The 22,084-nt window shown below is 44.7% G+C and carries 18 protein-coding genes; 6 read left to right on the top strand and 12 right to left on the bottom strand.

Translation table 11 applies throughout. From position 1 onward, the window contains the following. Positions 1–23: 23 nt before the first annotated feature. From BQ5375_RS03265 to BQ5375_RS03245, 5 genes are all read right to left on the bottom strand, one after another. Positions 24–869, bottom strand: coding sequence for an EcsC family protein (locus tag BQ5375_RS03265; RefSeq protein WP_076917408.1), 846 nt, complete (start codon positions 867–869; stop codon positions 24–26). A 16-nt stretch (positions 870–885) separates the two neighbouring features. Further along, the gene (hflX, locus tag BQ5375_RS03260) at positions 886–2,136 is read right to left on the bottom strand and encodes a GTPase HflX (protein ID WP_076917407.1); all 1,251 of its coding nucleotides are present in this window, start codon (positions 2,134–2,136) and stop codon (positions 886–888) included. Between the two features lie 54 nt (positions 2,137–2,190). After that, complete coding sequence (locus tag BQ5375_RS03255) at positions 2,191–2,733, bottom strand: Chromate resistance protein ChrB (RefSeq protein ID WP_022131489.1); 543 nt, start codon at positions 2,731–2,733, stop codon at positions 2,191–2,193. Positions 2,734–3,399: 666 nt separating this feature from the next. Next, positions 3,400–5,334, bottom strand: a complete 1,935-nt coding sequence (locus BQ5375_RS03250; protein ID WP_076917406.1) for a hypothetical protein — start codon at positions 5,332–5,334, stop codon at positions 3,400–3,402. A 581-nt stretch (positions 5,335–5,915) separates the two neighbouring features. Beyond that, on the bottom strand, positions 5,916–6,500 hold the full coding sequence (locus BQ5375_RS03245) for a TetR/AcrR family transcriptional regulator (RefSeq protein WP_076917405.1): 585 nt from the start codon (positions 6,498–6,500) through the stop codon (positions 5,916–5,918). Positions 6,501–7,166: 666 nt separating this feature from the next. On the opposite strand from BQ5375_RS03245, the gene ypeB reads away from it, so the two are divergent. The 3 genes from ypeB to BQ5375_RS03230 all read left to right on the top strand — a co-directional run bounded on the left by ypeB (position 7,167) and on the right by BQ5375_RS03230 (position 11,286). Beyond that, complete coding sequence (ypeB, locus tag BQ5375_RS03240; protein ID WP_022131655.1) at positions 7,167–8,525, top strand: germination protein YpeB; 1,359 nt, start codon at positions 7,167–7,169, stop codon at positions 8,523–8,525. A 426-nt stretch (positions 8,526–8,951) separates the two neighbouring features. Next, positions 8,952–10,733, top strand: a complete 1,782-nt coding sequence (locus tag BQ5375_RS03235) for an Rqc2 family fibronectin-binding protein (protein ID WP_022131656.1) — start codon at positions 8,952–8,954, stop codon at positions 10,731–10,733. Positions 10,734–10,755: 22 nt separating this feature from the next. Continuing rightward, on the top strand, positions 10,756–11,286 hold the full coding sequence (locus BQ5375_RS03230; protein WP_235849972.1) for a GNAT family N-acetyltransferase: 531 nt from the start codon (positions 10,756–10,758) through the stop codon (positions 11,284–11,286). Positions 11,287–11,342: 56 nt separating this feature from the next. On the opposite strand, the gene BQ5375_RS03225 is transcribed toward BQ5375_RS03230, so the two are convergent. After that, positions 11,343–12,227 (bottom strand): MBL fold metallo-hydrolase, encoded by an 885-nt coding sequence (locus tag BQ5375_RS03225; RefSeq protein ID WP_076917404.1) that lies wholly within the window; start codon positions 12,225–12,227, stop codon positions 11,343–11,345. 9 nt (positions 12,228–12,236) lie between these two features. Beyond that, a complete protein-coding gene (locus BQ5375_RS03220; RefSeq protein ID WP_143529429.1) occupies positions 12,237–13,586 on the bottom strand; it encodes an MATE family efflux transporter in 1,350 nt (449 codons plus the stop codon). Positions 13,587–13,767: 181 nt separating this feature from the next. Here BQ5375_RS03220 and BQ5375_RS03215 point away from each other — a divergent pair, with 181 nt between their 5' ends. Beyond that, positions 13,768–14,376 carry a DUF3267 domain-containing protein gene (locus tag BQ5375_RS03215; protein WP_076917402.1) on the top strand — a complete coding sequence of 203 codons (609 nt, stop codon included), beginning with the start codon at positions 13,768–13,770 and terminating at the stop codon, positions 14,374–14,376. Between the two features lie 36 nt (positions 14,377–14,412). Here BQ5375_RS03215 and BQ5375_RS03210 read toward each other — a convergent pair whose 3' ends face one another. The 5 genes from BQ5375_RS03210 to BQ5375_RS03190 form a co-directional block, all read right to left on the bottom strand. Further along, the gene (locus tag BQ5375_RS03210) at positions 14,413–15,324 is read right to left on the bottom strand and encodes an AraC family transcriptional regulator (protein ID WP_076917401.1); all 912 of its coding nucleotides are present in this window, start codon (positions 15,322–15,324) and stop codon (positions 14,413–14,415) included. Positions 15,325–15,675: 351 nt separating this feature from the next. Then, positions 15,676–16,740 carry a transglutaminase domain-containing protein gene (locus tag BQ5375_RS03205; protein ID WP_022131662.1) on the bottom strand — a complete coding sequence of 355 codons (1,065 nt, stop codon included), beginning with the start codon at positions 16,738–16,740 and terminating at the stop codon, positions 15,676–15,678. A gap of 258 nt (positions 16,741–16,998) precedes the next feature. Next, the gene (locus BQ5375_RS03200) at positions 16,999–18,417 is read right to left on the bottom strand and encodes a TlpA family protein disulfide reductase (protein ID WP_076917400.1); all 1,419 of its coding nucleotides are present in this window, start codon (positions 18,415–18,417) and stop codon (positions 16,999–17,001) included. 149 nt (positions 18,418–18,566) lie between these two features. Next, positions 18,567–19,055 carry a deoxycytidylate deaminase gene (locus BQ5375_RS03195; RefSeq protein WP_022131675.1) on the bottom strand — a complete coding sequence of 163 codons (489 nt, stop codon included), beginning with the start codon at positions 19,053–19,055 and terminating at the stop codon, positions 18,567–18,569. Positions 19,056–19,083: 28 nt separating this feature from the next. Beyond that, entirely contained in the window at positions 19,084–19,956 is an 873-nt protein-coding gene (locus tag BQ5375_RS03190) for a DegV family protein (protein ID WP_022131674.1), read from the bottom strand. Between the two features lie 216 nt (positions 19,957–20,172). On the opposite strand from BQ5375_RS03190, the gene deoD reads away from it, so the two are divergent. Then, on the top strand, positions 20,173–20,880 hold the full coding sequence (gene deoD, locus BQ5375_RS03185; protein ID WP_022131673.1) for a purine-nucleoside phosphorylase: 708 nt from the start codon (positions 20,173–20,175) through the stop codon (positions 20,878–20,880). Between the two features lie 15 nt (positions 20,881–20,895). Further along, entirely contained in the window at positions 20,896–22,080 is a 1,185-nt protein-coding gene (locus BQ5375_RS03180; RefSeq protein WP_022131672.1) for a phosphopentomutase, read from the top strand. The last annotated feature ends 4 nt before the right edge of the window (positions 22,081–22,084 follow it).

The raw sequence follows: 22,084 nt of genomic DNA, 5'->3' as shown, positions 1-22,084 counted from the left end.
CTCTTTTATCCATTTTGTATTGTTTATCGTTCTCTCAGCATTCTCTGCTGATACTTAACTGCTGCAACAGTGCCAATTTGTTTGAGCAAAACACCGTTCCGAAAACCGCCATACACTCCGATAATCGGTGCTCCCTGCACCATCTTTCCCATCAAAGCGGCACTGCAAAGTGCCGTGGAGGCCCGCTGTTTCGCTTCTTCAAAGCTCACAGAACAAATTCCTGTACCCATTCGGATTTGCTGTGCCACAATATTTGCATCCACAGCCGCCTGTTTTCGTTCTGCTTCCTCCCCCACTGCTGCACAAATCAACAGCATCTGATAGGTCTGTTCCTGCTTGGTGTCATAGGGATAGCCAAAGCTGAGCGAAATCTCAAACAGAGTCTTAAATACTGCTGCTAAAAAGATTGGAACATCCGGCAGTCCTATCCCTAAAGCTCCCATCATGCCGCCCTGTACCGAGGAGAACACCATGTTTGCCGATGCTCTTGCTGCAACCTCACATCCTAGCTTGGAAAGTTCCCAGCCGGAAAGCGGTTTTTGCGAAAACACCTCATACCGCTGCAATTTTTTCTCTTCTCCGCATATTTTCCCAATCCAGCTGCTGCCCTTTTCCAGTACAACGTCAAAGCTCTTTTCAAAGGCTTTTTGCAGAAGCTCTGCTGACTTTTGTGCGGTTTGCTCTGCTTTTGAAGGGAGTTTTTCCTTTACTTTATGAATCACCGGAGATGCCATTTCAGCTGCCTTGCGTGAAAGAAAAGACGGCTGTTTTTCTTCCAAAAGGCGCTCTTCTTTTCTCTCTAGCTTGCTTAATCTTCGTTCTCTCAGCCGTTCCTCTCGCGTTTTTGCTCTTTTTCGCTCAAACTCCATCGGCATTCCTCCGATTCTATTCCTCGTTTAACAGAATATAGTCCTGTATCCTGTGACAGATTTTCAAATCAACATTTGCATCCAGGAAGGTTCCATCCTCGCGATATTCTTCGGTATACACCTTGCCGCTTTGGCGAATCTCCCCGATCAATCCGCTCTTGTCGTATGGGATCAACAGATGCAGATGTCGGTGTGTTTCCGGCAGATTCAGCACAATCTTCTCCAGCAGCTTTTCCAGACCCATTCCGGTCTTTGCCGAAATCGCAGCTGTGCTCTTGTTGAGGGTCATCGGCAGCTCCGGCAGTTTATCACACTTGTTGAGCACTGTCAGAATCGGAACATTCTCTGCGCCCAACTCCCTGAGCAGTCCTGTGGTTACTTCCAGCTGCTGATCAAACTCTGGCGACGAAACATCGCACACGTTGAGAATCAAATCAGCATCCACCGCTTCTTCCAGAGTGGAGTGGAACGCCTGTACCAGCTGATGTGGAAGCCTGCTAACCAAACCTACCGTATCAATCAGCATGACCTTGCGTCCATCCGGCAAAGTGAGTGCGCGGGAAGTCGGGTCCAGCGTTGCAAACAGCATATCCTTTGCCAGCACCCCTGCATCAGTCAGGGTATTGAGCAGGGTGGATTTTCCCACGTTGGTATATCCTACGATCGCTACGCTGATGACATCATCTTTCTTTCTGCGCTGACGCAGAAGTCCGCGGCGTTTTTCCAGCTCCTTGAGCTCCTCCTCGAGGGAATGAATCCTTCTTCGGATATGTCTGCGGTCGCTTTCCAGTTTGCTCTCACCAGGTCCTCTGGTACCGATACCGCCGCCCAAACGGGAAAGGCTGGTACCAAGACCGCTTAAACGCGGCAGACGATATTTAAGCTGTGCAAGTTCGACCTGTAAGCGTCCCTCACTTGTTTTTGCGCGCTGGGCAAAGATATCCAGAATCAGCGTGGTTCGGTCGATGACCGCAACATCCAGTGCGTTTTCCAGATTCTTCTGCTGCGCTGGTGCCAGCTCATGGTCAAAGATCACCAGATCGATTTCATTCGCCCGCACAAATTCAGCGACCTCTTCCAGACGTCCTGCGCCCATCAGAGTAGCCGGGTCCGGACGCTCCTTTCGCTGGATCACCCTGCCTTTGACGACAGCTCCTGCGGACTTTGCCAGTTCCTCCAGCTCATCCACCGAACGCTGCACATCAAACTCTCCGGTGTCGACCGCCGCCAACAGCGCGGTCTGTTGTTTTTCCTTATTTTCGTACATGGATTACCTCCGTAACCTTACACAATCTTTATGAGCGCGCCCGCGAAAAAAGACCTATTTGACCGCCTTGTCCATCGCCTTGGCAAGCTGGGCAGAAAGCTCACTGGAAGCCTGCCGCGCAGTCGAGATGATCGCATACAGGCCCTTCTCCACATCCTGCGCTGTACTCAGCCCAAAATGGTTGCGGCTGCGCGCCTTGGAATAGCGCCGGATCATCTTTTTCACCTGTTCGGACTGATCCTCGGTAAAGATTGCCCCGCCATTTTTTAGCTCGGACAGCACCTGTGCACAGTCCTGCTTGAGCTGAGACAATTCCTCCAGCGCCTGCGTGCGAAAACGCGAAACGACCTCTCTTTCGTCCTTGGGGTCCAAAAACTTCATTTCAACAATCGAAGCCTCTCCCCCCATCTCCAGAATTTTCGCAGAAAGATACTTAAACTTGGTGTAGCTCTGACGATTATATGGGAGCAGCGCAACACCCTGCTTAAAATATTCTGCGCCGTACTCCTTCAGTTTACGCCAGACATAAACACGGTTTTTGGACGGATTGACCGGAACACTGTAACCCAGAGCCAGCCAGCGGATCGGGTCTGCCATAACCTCGACCTCCTTTGCAACATCTATTACATTTATTTTACCTGTTCACTGGGTACAGGTCAAGAGAGATTTCGCATTCCTAAAAGAAATTCCAATAAAAAAGCCCCTTTTCTTCAAAGGGGCTTTTGGTTTACAAAATTCGACTAATATGATATAATTTTGACGCTGGAAGGGCGGCACGGTTATTCCCCAAAAGGGGGTGACTGTTATGACGATTTTAGAAGTCATTGCACTTTTAAACTTGCTCGCAACGGTTATCTTTGGTATTTTAATGTACATAAAGAAATAACCGCCCCATAAGCCAGAGCGGTCTTTCTCAAGAAAACTTTTATTTCGGAATGACCGCCGTCTAGCCCACGGAAGCCGTCCTTCTGGTATTTATTATACAATGAAAGCTCCCTTGCGTCAAGGGAGCTTTTGTTTTACCCCCCACAAGCTTAAAACAACAAAAAGCCCCCACAAAAAAATCCCCCGCGGTGGAGCGCGGAGGATTTCTGCCCGCCCTGACTTAAAGCGTGCGGACCTCAAGTGTGCGGACAAAGAAAATTGTTAGGACGGCAACAAGGGTACTCCCCCCATTCGCCGATATATAAATACCGTCGGGTTTCCACCCGACGGTATTATTGTTACTCAGGATTTCCCAAGTTAATGAAGTTCATTTAGAACTTATTTTTTGAGAGCCAGAGCGCCAGCAGCTGCTACGGAAACTACTGCCAGGGATACTGCCAGACCTACGAAGTCTTCAGCACCAGTGTTTGGGTTTGGTTTGTTGGTTTCTTCAACAACTGGTTCTTCAACAACTGGTTCTTCAACAACTGGTTCTTCTGTTGTTGGTTCTTCAGTTACTTCTTCTTCTTCACCGAGTTCTTCAGTGGAGAGAACGTAGTTGCCGAGCTGTTTTGTGTTGAATACAAAACCGTTTACTTTCTTGTTGGTGTGAGCTACTGCGTAGTTCTCAACGTATTCAGCATCAACTGCAACGAAGTTGCCGTCTTCATCAATCTGGTATGGAACCAGGGAAGAATCGTCAGAAACGATGATCAGTTCGCCAGTTCTTGCGAAGTTAGCGTTAGAACCTGTGAATTTGTAGAAGGAATCAGCTTCTGCATCCATTTCGCCAGCGATAGCTTTGTCGTAAGCTGTCTCGAGATCGAGGTACATTGTTTCGCCGCCGTACATTTTAACGGAGAAGAATGCTTTATCAGCGAAGTCGAATACTGCTACGCCGTTTTCATCGTCATGAACTTTCCAGAGTTTAGATCTGGAAGCATCGTTTGTCCAATCAAAGTTTACCCATTCGTAGTCGGTGTTTTCGTATTTACCGGAAACCCAAACTTCGTTTGTCTTGTGGTCTTTTGCTTTGTTGTCAGCGATGTATACGTAGTATTTCAGAGTTTCAGAAGAAGTGGTCTTCCACTCATCTTCCAGAGTGATCTTGAGGTATACGCCGTTAGCAACTACTTCATTGCTGTATTTACCGTAGGAAGTAACGTCAGCAGCGGTAGCTTTGTACAGCTCAGCTTTTTCGATCAGTTCAGCAACGCCAGTGGATTTTTCGATCAGGTTGATGGACCAGTTCTTGTCGATGTTGCCGGTGTAGTGACCGTGTGCAACAGTGTTAACGATGCTCTGGATAGAATCTTCCAGTTTACCATCAACAACAGTACCTTCAGACAGATCTTTTCCTGCAACTTTTGGCAGTTCAGCATATACAGCAACGCCAGATTTCAGAGCTGTGGTATATGTTGTTTTGTTAACAGCATTAGCAATTGTGTAGTTAGCACCACTGTCTGGTGTGCCAGCCATAACAGAGTTCAGTTTAGCAGTACCTACTGCCTGTTCACACATTTCATATGTCAGTGGCAGAACTACATCAGATGCTGCATAGTATCCAGTTGTAGCATCAAAATAGAGGTTTGCACCTGTAAAGGACTGACCTCTCTGCAGAACAGCTGTACGATAACCAGAACCTACATGGAATTCAATTACACCAGATGCATTTTTAACTACCTGAATACTTACATCTGCACTTGCAGGTGCAGTAACATTTTTGGTTTCCTGCAGAGCAGCAAGACCAGAAGTGTTCTTTACACCATTCAGAGTGGTATATGCTGTTGTAATCTGAGCGGTTCTCCAGCCTTCAGCTACAGAAGGAACTGCCATGTTGTAGTAGTAAACTACTTTGTTTACATTGTCTGTGTACTTAAATGCTTTTGGATTACCAGATGCATCCAGTTCAACTTCGCCTTCCAGTGCAGTTTTATCAGTTGCTTTCAGGGAAATTGTTGTAGCTGCAACTTCTTTCTGCTCGTCGGTGTTGCCGCCAACTACGCCATAAACTTTCTGGTTGTCAGCGTACAGAGGCATCCAGATTGTGTCACCTGGCTCGAAGTTTACAGATTTCTGGGTGTTGAGAGCTGTAGAAGCCTCTTTAACAATGTTGCCATCTTTGTCTGTTACAAACAGCTGACCTTCAAATTTGAAGTTGCTTGGCCATTCAGCTGTGTCATTGGTTCCTGTGCTGTACTGGATAGCGAAAGCGTTAGCGCCCATGCCAAGTACCATAGCAGAAGCCATAGCTACGGAAAGTACTTTTTTCATAGTCTTTCTTCCTCCTAAAAATTTTTGTTGATGTTTTTATCAACTTTTTTATTTTGACAAATCAGAGTCCCATTTTCGGAAGTTTTTTCGAAGTATATTTATTCTATAAATATACAAGGAAAACTTCCAGGGCAAATGACTGCGTTGCAGTTGTTTGACCTTCTCCACAACCCCTCATCGTCTGACACTATTGTATCTCAAATCGGTTAAACTAGCAATACAGTTTAGTCAACACTTCGTTTCTTTTTTGTCGCACTTCTCGATAATTTTTACATTTTGGTTAAAAACTTATGGTTTTCAACCGTTTCAACATCCTTTTTTAGCTTTAAAAGTTACATAATAGTTACAAGAAATTCTGATTGGAAACAAAATGGTTTTTCGCATATTTTTCGCTCTCGCCCTTAAATTTATTGAACATTTTATATTTGCTATGTCTCTTATCCGTCTTTTTATCCTGTATTTTGTATTTTACTATACACTTAAAAATTATAATTATTCATTTTAGAGTAAAATAAATACAGAGTCCCGACTATACCCGTCGGTTGCTCTGCTCCCCCTATTTTTCGATTCGCTTTTTCCTACTATACTATTACTGGTTGCTTGCTGGAAATCTGCTGCTGGCTGCCCATCATCATGGTTTCCATCACCTTTGCCATCTCTTTTGGCGGCATGCGCATTCCATCTTCCACCCACGAAACAATCATGCCCTGAATGCCCGCTGCACAAAACCGGCTTCCATACCGCAGCTGCTCTCCAAACAGCCCGTTGCCCATACATCTTGCACTAATCTTTTCGCAAAGCTGTTCCATCAGTTTTGGGCATCCCGATTCGCTTGCCAGCATCTTGGCAACGTCGCGGTTCTCCTCCAAAAATCTCAGTACACGCAAAAGCAGTTCAAATGCGCCGTCACTTTCCGGCACACTGCTCAGCACCTCGTCCAGCTCCTGCCCGATTTCCTCTTCCACCTGCTCTTTCAGATCAAAAGCATCGCGGTAATGATGGTAAAAGGTACCTCTGTGCACGTCTGCCTCATCGGTCAGTTCCTTGATGGTAATTTCGGCAATGCTCTCCTTGCTCAGCAGCCTCACCAGCGCCGCACGCAGTGCCTTTTTTGTCTTGCGGATTCTTCTGTCCTCGCTTCTCTCCTCAAATCCATTGTTAATCATAGACAAACCCCTCTCTTTCTGTCGCATATCGTTCATTTACTTCGCAATATGTTCAATATGCCTAAATTTACCCGTTATTACGAGCATGTTTTTATTATAAATGCCATAAAGTTGTTTGTCAACGCTCTATTTCGCTGATTGTAGATTATTATGAAAAATTCAATCTTTTTCTATCTTTTATAGGAACATTCTTCCTTCTCTTTCATATACGTTTCGATAATTTTGATACATAAAACAACGCCCATCCTCAAATTGGCACAGGCTCACAAAAAAAGCTCGCTTGACACCAAGCGAGCTTTTAGCGTATAATAGAAACCAGAAGGACGGCTTCCCGCTGCAACGGGAAACGGCCAACTTAAATTCAATGTTTACTTGAAAATTGCCGTTTCCACACTAGTAGGAGGCGGCTATTTTCTTGCTATTTTATAAACAAGATCGACAACCGCAACAATAAGTAATAATAATGTTAGAACATCATTTGTACTCATACGGTCACCTCCCTTGAGAGCTGACCGTGCCGTCCCTCTAGCAGGAACAGTATACCATGACTGTCGAACTTTGTAAACAAAAGCTCCCTTGTCTCAAGGGAGCTTTTCATGTTTAAACAGGAAGGAAACGGGAAATACTATCACTGAAAATCCCATTTTCAGAAAGGCAGGAACCCCTATGAACGAAAAAGATACTCCCGTTTCCTCTCTCGCGCTCAAGCTGGTGGTTGGTTTTCTTCTTGTCCTTTCCACCGGACTTGCCATCTGGGCAAGCTATAATCACATGAGGATCAATACCTATCGCACTGCTTTGCAGAACACCTACCTGCGCGCCGCCGACCTTGCTTCAGACAATCTGGCAAATCTCTCGTCCGATTTAGTCAAGGGCATGTATGTCGGTACCTCATCGCAGCTGTCGATGATCTCCTCCAAAATGTGGAAGGAATCTTCGGAAGCAAAATCCGCCCTCTCCACCCTTCCGGTATCGGACAAAACATTGGAGAATACCAACCGCTTTCTCTCTCAGGCGGGCGACTATGCCATGTACCTTTCCAAAAAATCCGCCTCCGGTCAGGAGCTCAGCGAAGAGGAACGCAGCCAGTTTGCTTCCCTGCGCGAATATGCCGACCGTTTAAGCGGACAACTGGATGAGATCGCCACCGGACTGCAAAACGGAACCCTGACACTGGAACAGCTCTCCACACCTAAAACCACTGTAGACGATCCAGAAAATCCTGGAACCACCTCTCACATGCAGCAAATTGAAGACAGCTTTATGGGTTATCCAACCTTAATTTATGACGGCCCATTTTCCGACCACATCTTGGACAAGACTCCTCTCATGACCGAAGGCAAGGCAGAAGTCCCGGTCGACCAGGCAAAGCAGCTTGCTAATCAGGTTGCCGGCAAAGATCTGACCGAAATGCGGGAAGAAAACTCCACTCTTCCTTCTTATGTTTTCCATGACGGAACCAGCAATTCAGTTGCTATCACCAAAAATGGCGGCTATCTTTGCTACCTCATCACCGATAAACCGGATTCTCTCACTGAAAAACTCTCTTATGAGGATGCAGTAGCCAAAGCACAGCAGTTCCTTGAGAAATACGGCTATTCTTCCATGAAGGATACCTATTACGAGACCCGTGACGGTATCATGACCCTAAATTTTGCCTACTATGAACCTAATACCCAGACAATCTGCTACACTGACCTGATCAAGGTGGAGGTTTCCCTCCAGGATGGTTCTATCGTGGGACTGGATGCACGCGGCTATCTGGTCAACCACCACGACCGCACACTGCAATCCCCATCCATCACCGTCGAACAGGCACAGCAATCCTTAAGTGATATTCTCACCGTTGATAACACCCGCCTTGCCCTGATCCCAACCTCTGGACAAAATGAGGTCTGCGTTTATGAGTTTCTCTGCACATCTCCTACCGGAGATCGAATTCTTTCCTATATTAATACACAGACCGGTGCAGAAGAACAAATTTTAATTCTGATGCAAACCCCGAACGGAACCCTTACCAAATAACAACACAAAAAGCAAAACATCCCCTGCTAATGCAGGGGATGTTTTGCTTCACATCGCAACGCGTTACGATGTGATATTTGGAAGGATTATGTTGATTGTAGGAGATATCAAAAATTGTTTTTTTGCAAAAATCGCATCATAAAACTTGCAGTTTTTGTTTTTATCTTGTGCCGTTTTTTATTATACACCTCCCTTCTTTCTTTGTCAATGCGCGACAAAATAGTAAACTGTTTACAATCAGATTGTCTTTTATCTGTCACAATTTGCATGTTTTGAAAATAAAAATTGCATTTTATTTCTTTTGTCTATTTTGTCAGACTACCATGCAGACCAAGCTCTCGCAGTTTTACTCATTTTGTGGTATAATGAGATATCCCCCAACTGAATTACTACCAATATGAGATATAGATAGAAAGGACGATTTTCATGGCACTGGATGGTACCCTTCTGCGTCAAATCAGACACGAATTGGAATCCTGCCTGATTGGAGCGCGTATTGATAAAATCCACCAATTCTCCCGCGAAGAGATGATTTTTGTGCTGCGTCTGCCACAGCCAACCGAAGATGGTTCCCGTACCGTTAAGCTTTATCTTTCTGCTGGTGCGGACAGCCCTCGTATTCATCTGACTTCCGCTTCTTTTGAAAACCCAAAAAGTCCTCCCATGTTCTGCATGCTGATGAGAAAATATCTCGGCAGCGCAAAACTGATTGAGATCCGCCAAATCGGACTGGACCGTATCCTTCATCTGATATTTGAAACCAGAAACGAAATGGGAGACCTCATCCAGCTCACCGTCGCAATTGAAATTATGGGAAGACATTCCAATATCATCCTCATCGATGAAACCGGACGGGTCATCGATTCAATCAAACGAATCGATGATACCATGTCTTCGGTTCGCCCTATCCTTCCGGGCGTACGTTATACCCTTCCGCCTGCTCAGGATAAACTGGATTTAATCGATGTTACCCCAGAACAAATTGAGCAGCGACTGCGCACCGGAAAGGACACTCCTCTCTCCAAAGCCCTTTTATCGGCTGTGCAGGGTGTTTCTCCTATCGTCTGTCGGGAAATTGCAAATTACGTCTTTTTAGGCGATGACCGCGTCATTTCCGAAATGACAGAAAATCATTTTGACCGGCTGCGCTTCTTCCTGACCAAAGTCATCGATTATGCGAAGAACTATACTGGAACACCAACCAGCGTGATTGATTCCCGCAAAAAACCAATGGATTTTTCCTTTATGGATATCCATCAGTACGGCGGTTCGATGTTCACCCGAACTTATGATACTTACAGTCAGCTGCTTGATGACTTCTACACCCAGCGTGACAACATCCAGCGCATGCGCCATCGCAGCGCCGACCTTCTCAAAGTTCTTGCCAACACTGCTGACCGTATTGCCCGAAAACTAAGTTTGCAGCAGAAAGAACTTGCTGACTGTTCTGACCGTGAAACCTGGAAGATTTATGGAGATTTGATCAATGCAAATCTTTATTCCATTCAGAAGGGTGACCGCACCGCAACTTTAATTAATTTCTATGATGAAAACCAGGCTGAAGTCACCATTCCGCTTGATCCGCGCAAGACCCCTGCTCAGAACGCACAGAAATACTATGGAGAATACCGCAAAGCAGATACTGCAGAGAAAAAATTGCGGGAACTGATCGAAGAAGGACAGCAGGAAGCAATTTATATCGATTCTGTTTTCGATGCCCTTACCCGTGCCCAGACCAATGACGAACTCTCCGCCATTCGAGCAGAACTTGCAGAACAGGGATATCTGCGCAAAAAAGGCCCTGCTCCTAAAAAAGGCAAGGAAGCGAAACTTGCTCCAAAGCGTTATCGCTCGGACGATGGTTTCCTGATTCTCGTGGGCAGAAACAACGTTCAGAACGACCAGCTCACCCTCAAGGATGCACGCGGCAGAGATGTCTGGTTCCATACCAAAAACATTCCGGGCTCTCATACCATCGTGGTAAGTGATGGACAGGAAGTTCCAGACTCCACCTTGAATCAGGCCGCCATTATTGCTGCGGCAAACTCCAAAGCGGCAGATTCTGCACAGGTACCGGTAGACTACACCCTGATTAAAAATGTAAAGAAACCGCGAGGCGCAAAACCTGGCATGGTAATTTATGTAAACTATCAGACCGCTTATGTTACCCCCGACTTTGAACTAGAAAAACGCCTGATGATTGACTAATCATTGGAAAGGAGCATTATTTTTGATTCGCTTTTCCCGTATTACTGCACATACTCATCCATTTTTTGCAGATGCATTTGACCTGTATGCTCAAAGCTTTCCAATTCATGAACAGCGATTGTCCAAAAGCCAGCAAAATATTTTAAGCCACCCACAGTACCACTGTGACGCTGTTTTGGAAGATAATACCTTCTGCGGAATTCTTTTTTCCTGGGAAATCGGCTCTCTTACCTACATCGAGCATTTTGCAGTTTCTCCTTCTCTGCGCGGTCAGGGAACCGGTTCCAGAATTCTTGGGGAATTTCTGAAAACACATCCGCTCACCGTTTTGGAGATCGATCCCCCTCAGGATGATATCTCCATCCGCCGGGAAAAATTTTATCAAAGGCTTGGACTTGTAAGCAATGATGTCTCTCATTACCATCCGCCTTACCGTCCGCAGACAGCTCCTCATAAACTGGTTGTGATGAGCTACCCTCGTACCTTATCTTCGGCAGAATATCAGATGTTTTTTGATTATCTCCAGAACACCATCATGCATCAGGTCTATTAAACTTTAAAAAACTAAAAAGGGAACCGAGAAATTCTCGGTTCCCCTTTTTTACATTTCTACACTTCAAAAATGTCCAAATCCTGTCCATTGACGACCTTACCGTCATATCCGGCATCTTTGATTTCCTGTAAAATCGCCTCGCAGCACCATGCCATTTCATGTTCCAGGTTTTGTGTATTGTCCTGAATATTCATATGGTAAATCCGGTGATAGGTTACCAGAAGTTTTGGCTGTGCCTGTTGCGCTACCTTTGCAAGATCTGTACTCAGAGTATGTACCTCACGGTGGTACTTCTGCCACTTCGGTTCTCGACAGGCAATTCCTGCGCTGTACTCCACCTCATGCAGGAGGATATCGCATCCCTTGGCCTTCTGCGCTACAACATCCAACGGAGCAGTATCTCCACTGATTACAATTACCTTTCCATCCATGGTGGTAAATTTGTACGCGTAGCTTTCCAGTGTTCCGTGGCTGACCAAAAATGCTTCTACACTTACACGGTCATCCTGATAGATAACCCCTTCTCCAATCTCGTGGACCTTTACCTGATAACCGACCTCATTGGCACGTTCAAATCCATGCAGGCGAAAGTCAATATCCACCGCATACGCCGCCTGAATGTGCTCGGTCATATTTCGAATTCCCTTTGGACCAAAGACGGTCAACGGGGTTTCTCTTTCCAACACCCATGGTGTAAAGATCAAATCTGCATATCCAGCTGTATGGTCGGTGTGCAGATGGGTACAAAACGCTGTTGTCAGGCGGTCAGGACGCAGTGCATCTATTCCTTTATAATACGCTTTGGATGCCTGCCGAACCACACCCGGACCAAAGTCCACCAGATAAGCTCTGTCCCCCACCACGACTGCGGAAGATGGTCCGCTTGCATTGGGACAGGCATTTGGGGTTCCTGTTCCCAAAAGCACTAAATATGTTTTCATATTCTGCTCCTATTCGTCGGTATCTGGAAGCTGCTGTACACGTTTCCAGTAGTAGATAATAAACAAAACTGCTGTCAGTGCCCAGGAAATCGGGTAGCTGTAAACAATCATGTTTAAGGTGCGGTTGAGTGGAAGAACAAAGACAATCCAAATAACTCGGAATACACAAATTCCACCACAGGTCATCAGCATTGGCAGCACAACGTCGCCAATACCACGCAGGGAACCTGCAAAAATCTCAATAAAGGTAAAGCAGAAATAAGCTGGTGCCATTCGACGAAGAATATTAACGCCTATCTCGATTACCTGTGCATCTCCGGTGAAGAGCTGGAATACATATCCGCCAAGGAAGAACAACACAGCGCTAATCAGAATCGAGGCACCTATATCCATTGCCAGACAGACACGAACGCTCTTTTTCATTCGTCCAAATTTTCCTGCACCATAGTTCTGACCCACAAAAGTGGTGATTGCGATACCAAACGCACCGCTGATCATCCAGTAAATTGCATCGATCTTACTGAATGCTGTCCACGCTGCAACTGTTTCGGTACCAAAGGTATTTAAAGAGCTTTGAATGATTACGTTGGAAAGGCTGTACATAACCGACTGCAAACCAGCAGGCAAGCCGATTTTCACGATCATTCCCATTGGCTGCGCATGGAAACGGATCTTTTTCACCCTCAGGCGGAAGATATCGGTCGTACGGCACAGAGTCACCGTAACCATCACTGCACTGATTCCCTGAGAGAAGGTCGTTGCGATAGCAGCGCCAGCTACTCCCATCTTCAAAAATACAATCAGTATAATATCCAGAACGATATTGATAAAGCAGCATAAAATCAAAAAGTATAATGGTCTGCGGGAATCACCGACTGCACGCAGGATACCTGCACCCACGTTATAAATAAAAACAAAAACAAGGCCTGCAAAATAAATGCACAGATAGGTTGCGGATAAATCGATGATATTATCCGGGGTATTCATCAGTTTGAGCAGCGGACGTGTTATCAGAATTCCCATGATGGAAATAATAATGCCGCCTACAACAGAAAAAGCATATGCAGTATGCAGGGCTTTCTGCACACCATCTTCCTGTTTTGCACCATAGTGCTGCGAGATGACAACCGTTGCACCGGAAGCCAGACCTGTAAAGAAACCAACGATCAGGTTAATGATCTGGCTGGTTGAACCACCAACTGCTGCCAAAGCCTCTGTTCCCACAAAACGTCCTACAACTACGGTGTCTGCCGTGTTGTAAATCTGCTGGAAAAACGTACCGAGCAGGATGGGGAAAAAGAAGATCAGCAGCTGTTTCCAAATTACACCATGTATAATTTGGTTTTCCTTGGTTTCCATTTCCTGCATATCCATTCTCCTCTCATAAACCTTTTTTCAATTTGAATTGTTCTTAATATTATATAGCATAACCGCACTCAATTGTCGATAGGAAATTAAAATAAATTTTTATAAAATCTTAATTGACAGACTATACCTTTGGGTGTATCATAATTCCATCTTATGGGGAGGTGTTTTTTAAGTGAAAACGGCGCAAAAATTATCTCGTCAGGAACTGTTCGAACGCACCTGCAAAGAGATGGAAACCAATGGATTTGAACAAAAGCCACTGATTCTCCCTGCCAAAAAGCTTAATATCATCGCATTCCTGCTGATTGTCCCTCTTTTGGCTGTGACAATCTTTCTGTTTCTGCTTCGATGGAACGCCCTTCTTGAAAAGCATCCCGAGATTATTGCGATCACACCAATGTTTTTTGTATGCTTCCTTGCCAGCATTTTTATTCATGAACTGATCCATGGCCTTACCTGGTCCTGTTTTTGTCCGGATCGGTTTCACAGCATTCATTTTGGATTTCAGTTAAAAACACTTACTCCTTACTGCCACTGTGCACAGCCTCTAAAAAAATTCCCCTATCTGCTTGGTACCCTGATGCCCTGTTTGATTTTAGGTATAGGCACTTATCTGCTTTCTCTGTTAATTCCAAACTTCAGTCTCGCTCTGTTTGGCGCAATGAATATTGCTGCCGCAATCGGGGATCTTGCTATTTCCTTTCTCCTTATCCCGCAAAAGGATGTTTTGGTTGTAGATCATCCAACAGAACCCGGTTTGATTGCATTTTTCAAAACATAAAAAAATCTCCAGACAAAAAGTCTGGAGATTTTTTTATTATCTTCGTTTTACCGGCATCCACAACTCCAGATATCTCTGGTTCCTTTTTTCTCTCATCTTCCACTGCATTTTTGTAATCTCAATTCCCTCTTCCAACTCAAACTCCGAACCCGGAAGCCATTCCAACAAAATGCTTTTTCTCAACTCTTCTTCCTGCTCTGTTGGATAAACACTTCTCTGTGTCTGAAATACTGCGTATAAGCGTGGTGGAATGACGATCTCTTCAAACATATCTCCGAGCGGTGGATTTAGCTTTGCAAGGTTCTGGTATCTCTCCTGAGTCAGCCAACATCCTTCCTGCGCATATCTTTGCGCGATATAAAAATCATACCCTTTATCATCCACATTGGTGACCAGCGTATAGAGCGTTTCACAGTCCTTTACAAGACCATTTAATGCAAACTGCTGCAATCTGGTGTGGACAAAAAAATCTTCTTCCTGCTGACTGCGTTCTGATGGAATCCCTGAAAAGTGTGTTTTATACCCAATAAAGTGCATCTCTTCTGCTTGTATCATCTGGTAATTCATCTGCTCCCCGTCCTTTTCGTTACAATATATCTGGAATCTGCCAAAGTCATTTAATACAACTTTGTTTTTTCGCACCGCAGAAGGATTTACTCCATGAAACTTCCGGAAGGCACGACTGAAACTTTCCGGAGAATCATAGCCATACTTTAATGCAAGCTGCAAAATTCCAATCTGTGTATTTTGCAATTCCCTGCCCGCCATAGAAAGGCGTCTGAACCGAATATACTCCCCCAATGTGTACCCGGTTACCGCACGAAACATTCTTTGGAAATGGTAGGTCGAACAGTAGATTTGTCCGGCTACATCTCCATAGTCAATTGGCTCTGTTAAATGTTCTTCGATAAAATCCATTGCCCTTTGCAGAGCAAAAACCCCATTCATCTTTGTCTCTCCTCCTTTCTGGCTCTATTATATCGTCCGCCTGCATTTTCTTCCTGACTTTTTCTGCTCATTTTTCCTTTATCGCACAAAAAAGGAGTCCTTAATGGGACTCCTTTTTATACCCTCACCTATATTATATCTATACAAGCTCTGCAAGTTCTCCTATTCCCTTTCCCACAGCCAGAGGTCAAAGCCTTCCATTGGGATGAGATAACCCTTACCTATTTTTCGTATCGGAAATCTCTTGCCTTTAACAAGCTTATGTATCTGTTAGAATTTATCCTCTAAACAAATTGACATTATTTCTGATTCAAAGAAAGGAATCCTTGCTTCCATAGCTATGGAAAATAGTTAGAACAATTTCTGATAATAAGCAGCAACATTGTTCGTGGTTATCTTCCATTCACACTCCTCATTCATCAGCTCTTTCGAAGTCAGGCAGATTGCATTGTCATTCGTAATTGTCTTGTCCTCACAGGAGTCGATAGTCTTAACAAAGTAAAACATTTTATTGCTCATGAAAGCCAAAAGAGACATAATATCCAGTTCTTTTCCGTCTCTGTTGGCATTCTCATTCAAACTTAACTCGGCGTGGTTAATCATGGCTTCTCGAAGCTCGATGAGGGACAATGGCGTTGTGTTCTGGTAATAGACCAGATCATTGGTTGGGTCCATCATTACCCATTTCTTAAGGTCTTCCAGATAAACTTCACAAACTACGTGTACATCACCGGAAAGCGGCCGGCACTCTACTGCGCTTGCTCGGTAGCCATAAGCACGCAGAATACCCGCCAAGATAAGGGCCAATCCCCTACAATTCGTGTGATGGTTATGCTGGAAAGCATATTCCATCTGGGCAATGGTACCACAGTTTTGCTTATCATGTGTATAGTTAACCCCGTCTTGCTGAATGGTATAGCATAGCTTATCCATTATCGCAAGGCAGCTTTTGATATCGTGATGATTTTCTACATCTATTCCATGATTTTTAGCATAGGCAAGTACCTCTGGGTCGGATAGTGTAAACTGAAGTTTATTTTCGACCTGTTCACTTATATAATCCTGATGTGCCTGCAGCTCGTGAATATTCTTCTCCGGCACAACAATATGGTGATGATCAAAAGCTGGGATATCGCTTATCAGCTGCAATTCCAACTCCTTGTGAAAACCAATACTAAAAACATCAAAAACACCTTTTTCTGTTTCAGTATCAATTTGGATAGAGCTTGGCATATCGTTGAGCATCACGGTAATGATTATCTGATCCCCATCAAGTTCTGTTTTTATACAGTCATTGTTCATATCGCCAATGTCAATGAAGGATAGTTGGCTGAAAGGTTCCCCATCTTTACTTCCAAAATGAATCCATCCATTTCCAATTCCCAAATCTGTCTGATAAATTCCTTGTTTTTTCATATTCTACCACTCCTTCTTATTAAAAATTATTCTATTAAAACATAACAGAAAAGGTGAAACCCTTTTCGATTTAACAGCAGTGCTAATCTATCAGATGTATCAAAAGACTTATAAAACTATAAAACAAAACCTGAATGTAAAATCACATCCAAGTTCATTGTTATCACAACATTATAAGATTATGTAAAAGATTTACTCAATCTTGGAAAGAATCTCATAAAATACCCCCGGCAGAGCCGAGGGTATCTATTCTTTCCATTACAGTCCCTTTTGTTCCATTGAAGCATACAGCAAAAGCGGCAGGCAGTTATCCAATGCCTTATCACTGTTTTTACTGCTGAAAGCACCGTTGGACTCACTGGTTGTCTGGAAGGTTCTGCTCTTTTCCATCAGAATTACCGACTGAGTAAATAAGCTCTTCTCCCCTGTCTCCAGTGCAATCAACGCTGTCAGTGCATAAATACCTGGTGTCTCATACTGATAACGGTTGACTGGTGTTCCGTCTTTTTTGTATTTTGCAAAAATTCCGTTTGTATTTACTGCATTGCTCAGCCAATCCAGCGTTTGCTGTTTTACCTTTCCCTGTTTTGCAAGGTGATAAACTGTGAGCAGAGACTCTGCCATATCCACAACGCCCTGATCGTACTTGCCGGTTTTGGTATTATACTGTGTGTAATAAAATGGGAAGTCTGCGCTGATATATCCCTTTTGAACAACTGACAAAGCCTGATCGGCAAGCCCGTTTACTCCCAATTTGGAAATCTGCTCGAGATTAAAATCACTCAAAGAAACTGTTCCGTTCAGTTTATTTCCCTGGAAATATTTCTTGATAATTGCCGCTGACAATGTCTTTGCATCCTGCTCATAACCTTGTACTCCAGAAAATGCACCGTACATCCGCAGATCATCGCCCAAATCTCCGGTTAAACCACTATTTTTTGCAAGCCAGGATTTTTGCTGATTTAAAATGGTAGTATTCTTTTTAGCTGCTGCATACTCAGCAAGGATACTCTGTGCCTGTGTGCTCTTCTTAACAGAATCAGCTGACTGTTTTACACTACCGTCCGATACCAGCAGATTTTTGCTCACATAATCTTCGGTAGCCTTTCCTCTGCCCTTGGTAGCATAATCCAGCATAGCGCGGAGATTGCCCTGCGATTTGATAATTTCTGATGTGGCCAACACCAATTCTCCCTGCGGATTGAGCAGGATGGTTGTTGGAATTTCCCGAATACCGATTGCATTTCGGAAGGTCAGATTCTGGTCATACAAAACAGGAAGTCCCAGATTTAATTTTTTGATATATTCCGATCCGCTCTGAATGCTTTCATCCTGTCCATCCACGCGGTCAACCAAATACCATTTCACATTCGGGTAGTCCTTGAGGACCTCTTTTAATTGAGGCAGATATGCCAGTTCCTCCTGACAATCCGGGCACCAGCTTGCCCAATAGGTGATCAGCGTATATTGCCCCTCAGCTATTTCAATTTTGGCAGCTTTCCCTTTTTCATCCACAAAGGAATTTACCGGAAGCTTCTCTCCAATCAACAGATTAACCGGATAGCCCAGATAGCGCTTTTCTGCTGCACTGACTGACAATCCCAATACCATTGGCAGAAGAAGTACAGCCACACAAAACATACTAATAATCCGATGGGATTTCCTTTTGAAAGACATATGCATTCCCTCCTCGTCGTTTCACCCCAATTTTGTTTTGGCACAAATCTTTCTTTTACTATACACTGTTTCTTTTCTCTTCGTCAACCAATTCTCAGAAGAAAAGCAAACTTTCACATAAAAAAAGCCGGAAGATTTCCGGCTTTTTCTTAATATCCAATCTGTTCCATCGAAGCGTCCTGGTTGACCCAGCTTTCATAAACATCGATGATGCGATAGGTGTCTTTTGTATCACGTACAATCACACATTCGATACCTGCATTGATAATCATACGCTTACACATTGCACATGGATTTGCGTTGACAACATAGCTGCCATCTTTGTATTCCAGACCTACCAGATACAATGTACTTCCAATCATTTCCGAACGTGGTGCACTGATGATAGCATTTGCCTCAGCATGGACCGAGCGGCACAGCTCATAGCGCTCGCCTCTTGGAACATTCAGCTTTTCTCTGGTGCAGTATCCCAGGTCACAGCAGTTCTGACGGCCTCTTGGTGCACCCACATAACCGGTGGAAATAATCTCATCATTTTTTACGATGATTGCTCCGAAGTTGCGGCGGAGGCAGGTTCCTCTTGCTGCCACAGTCTGCGCAATGTCCAGATAATAGTTAATCTTATCTACCCTTTTCATATTCTTCCTTCTTTCCCTTTTCTATTCGCTATTTTTTCGGCCACAAAAACCCAACACCGATCATCTTCGGACCGCTGTTAATGCTGACCGCACATCCAACATCCGCAACAAAGCTTGGTTTTTTGCCTGTCTTCTGGTAAACCAGCTGTTCCATTTCTTCTCCGACATCAGGTTGTGTTCCTGTCAGCATCAAAAATGGAGAATCTTTCCCGATTTTGTCTGCAACAATCTGTGCCATTTTCTGCACTACAACGTTATTTCCTCTGGTTTTGGCAATAATCTTCATCTCACCCTGTCGGATCTGAATAATCGGACGAATCCCCAGCGCTTCCCCGACAATACCGGCAGCACAGCTGATTCTTCCCGACTTTTTGATAAACTCAAAAGAGAATGCTGTGATATAAATATCCAGTCTTTCAAACCAGTCCTGCAAAAATGTCAGAATTTCCTCGACTGTCTTTCCTTCCCTGCTCATTTTTGCTGCCTGCATAACTGGATAGCCGTATCCAAGAGAAAAGGTTTTGGAATCCACAATGTGAATGTTGATTTTTCCCTTTGCATCCGGACAGTTATCAAAAAATAGTTCTACCCCATCTTTTGCGCGCAGATAGGTTGCCGATGCAGTGGAAGAAATTCCTACCAGAATAACATCGGTGTATCCCTCCTGGTACGCTCTGTAATAGTATTCACAGTAGGTAACCGGTGAGATCTGCGAGGTGGTTGGGATTTCCTTTGCCGACTGCATGATGCTGTAAAATTCACGAGGAGTAAAATCGACCCCTTCCAGATATCCCTGACCATCCACTGCAATCGGTATGGGGATAATGTCAATGCCAAGTTCCTGGGCCGATTCGCGCGGAAGATCCGAAGCAGAATCGGTCATCATTTTTATTCTCTGCATAAACTCTCTCCTTTACCTGATTAGAAAATTCTCCTCCAGATATTTCTTCAATACGTATAAATACTAGTTTAATCATTTCTGCTTATCCCTTCAACCTTTTTTTCGCAAAGTTTATAATTTGTTCATTCTGACCTTTTTCATCCAACTTAAGCTTCCTTTTTTTATCTTTTTCGCGTATAATAAAGATAATATCTTCAAAAAAGAAAGGGTGTTTTTATGTCTGCTCCAACTCCTCATAACAACGCAAAACCTGGCGATATTGCTAAAACCGTTTTGATGCCGGGAGATCCCCTGCGTGCAAAACTGCTTGCAGAAACCTACCTGCAGGATGCTGTATGCTATAATCAAGTCCGCGGCATGCTGGGCTTTACCGGAAAATATCAGGGCATTCCGGTTTCGGTACAGGGAAGCGGTATGGGTATGCCATCCATGGGTATCTACTCCCACGAGCTGTTTCACTTTTATGGGGTCGATACCATCATCCGCATCGGTTCTGCCGGAGCAATCGACCCTTCCTTAAAGATTGGCGATATCGTGATCGCCGTTTCTTCCTGCACAACCTCCAGTTATTCCGCTCAATATCATCTGCCAGGCTCCTTTGCTCCTACCGCAAGCTTTTCTCTTGCATGCCGTGCTGCTGCAATCTGCGAAGAAAAAGGATTCCGTTATAAAGCAGGAACAGTGCTTACCTCCGACTGGTTTTACGATGAGTCTCAGGGACTTCCTGAATGGCAGAAAATGGGTGTACTGGCTGTCGAAATGGAATCTGCTGCTTTATATATGGAAGCTGCCCGCGCTGGAAAACAGGCGCTGTGTCTGCTGACCATCTCAGACAACCCTTTCACCGGGGAAGCTGTTCCTGCCGAGGTGCGTCAGAATGCCTTTACCCAGATGATGGAAGTTGCTCTTTCTCTTGCCAAATAATCAGGAGGTCCCCTTATGAAACGTGTTTTTGTCATTGTTCTTGACAGCTTTGGCATCGGGGAACTCCCTGATGCCGCAAATTATAAAGACAGTGGCAGCAATACCTTGGCTGCCTGCTTTGCAACTGGAAAACTCCAGATTCCCAATATGCAGAAAATGGGGCTGTACCAGATCGATGGAGTTACGGTTGGACAGCCTGTGGAACAGCCTGCTGCCGCTTATGGCCGAATGGCAGAGCGTTCTGCTGGTAAGGATACCACAACCGGTCACTGGGAACTGATGGGACTTGTCTCCCCAAAACCGATGCCGACCTATCCAAATGGATTCCCTAAAGAAGTGCTGAACCGTCTTTCGCAGGAAACCGGTCGCGGCATCCTCTGCAATCTGCCTTACTCCGGCACACAAGTCATCCGTGATTATGGTGAGGAACACCTGCGCACCGGTGATCTGATCGTTTATACCTCTGCAGATAGCGTTCTACAGATTGCTGCCCATGAAGAGAAAATCCCACTCGAGGAACTTTACCATATCTGTGAAACTGCCAGAAAGATCATGCAGGGGGAACATGGTGTGGGAAGGATCATTGCCCGCCCATTTATTGGCAATTCCCCTGACACCTTCACTCGCACTGCAAACCGACGTGATTTTTCCCTTGTCCCACCGCAGGATACCCTGCTTGACTATCTGATGAAAGCAAACCTGGAAACTATCGGTGTTGGAAAAATCTCCGATATCTTTGCTGGAAAGGGAATTTCCAAAAAAATTGTCACCCACTCCAATGATGAGGGGATGCAGCGCACGCTGGAACTTTGTCAAACCGACTTTTCCGGTCTGTGCTTTGTAAACTTAGTCGAATTTGATATGCTTTACGGTCACCGTAACGATGCCTTAGGCTACACACAGGCACTCAACCGCTTTGACCAGCAGTTGGGTGAACTGATTCCTCTTTTGCGCGAAGATGATCTGCTGTTTATTACCGCTGACCACGGATGCGATCCATCCACTCCATCTACCGATCACAGCCGGGAATATGTTCCGCTTCTGTGCTTTGGAAATCCGGTTAAACAAAACTGCAATCTTCATACCCGCAGTTCTTTTGGTGACCTGGCAGCGACTATCGCCGATTATTTTTGCATCGAATTTCCTGGGAAATTCGACTCTTTTCTGCATGATATTTCCCAGGAAATTTCTTCAACTTAAAGGG

This window comes from Negativibacillus massiliensis (assembly GCF_900148495.1).
In the GTDB taxonomy this organism is placed as follows: domain Bacteria; phylum Bacillota; class Clostridia; order Oscillospirales; family Ruminococcaceae; genus Negativibacillus; species Negativibacillus massiliensis.
This window is presented reverse-complemented; position numbering and strand designations above follow the sequence as displayed.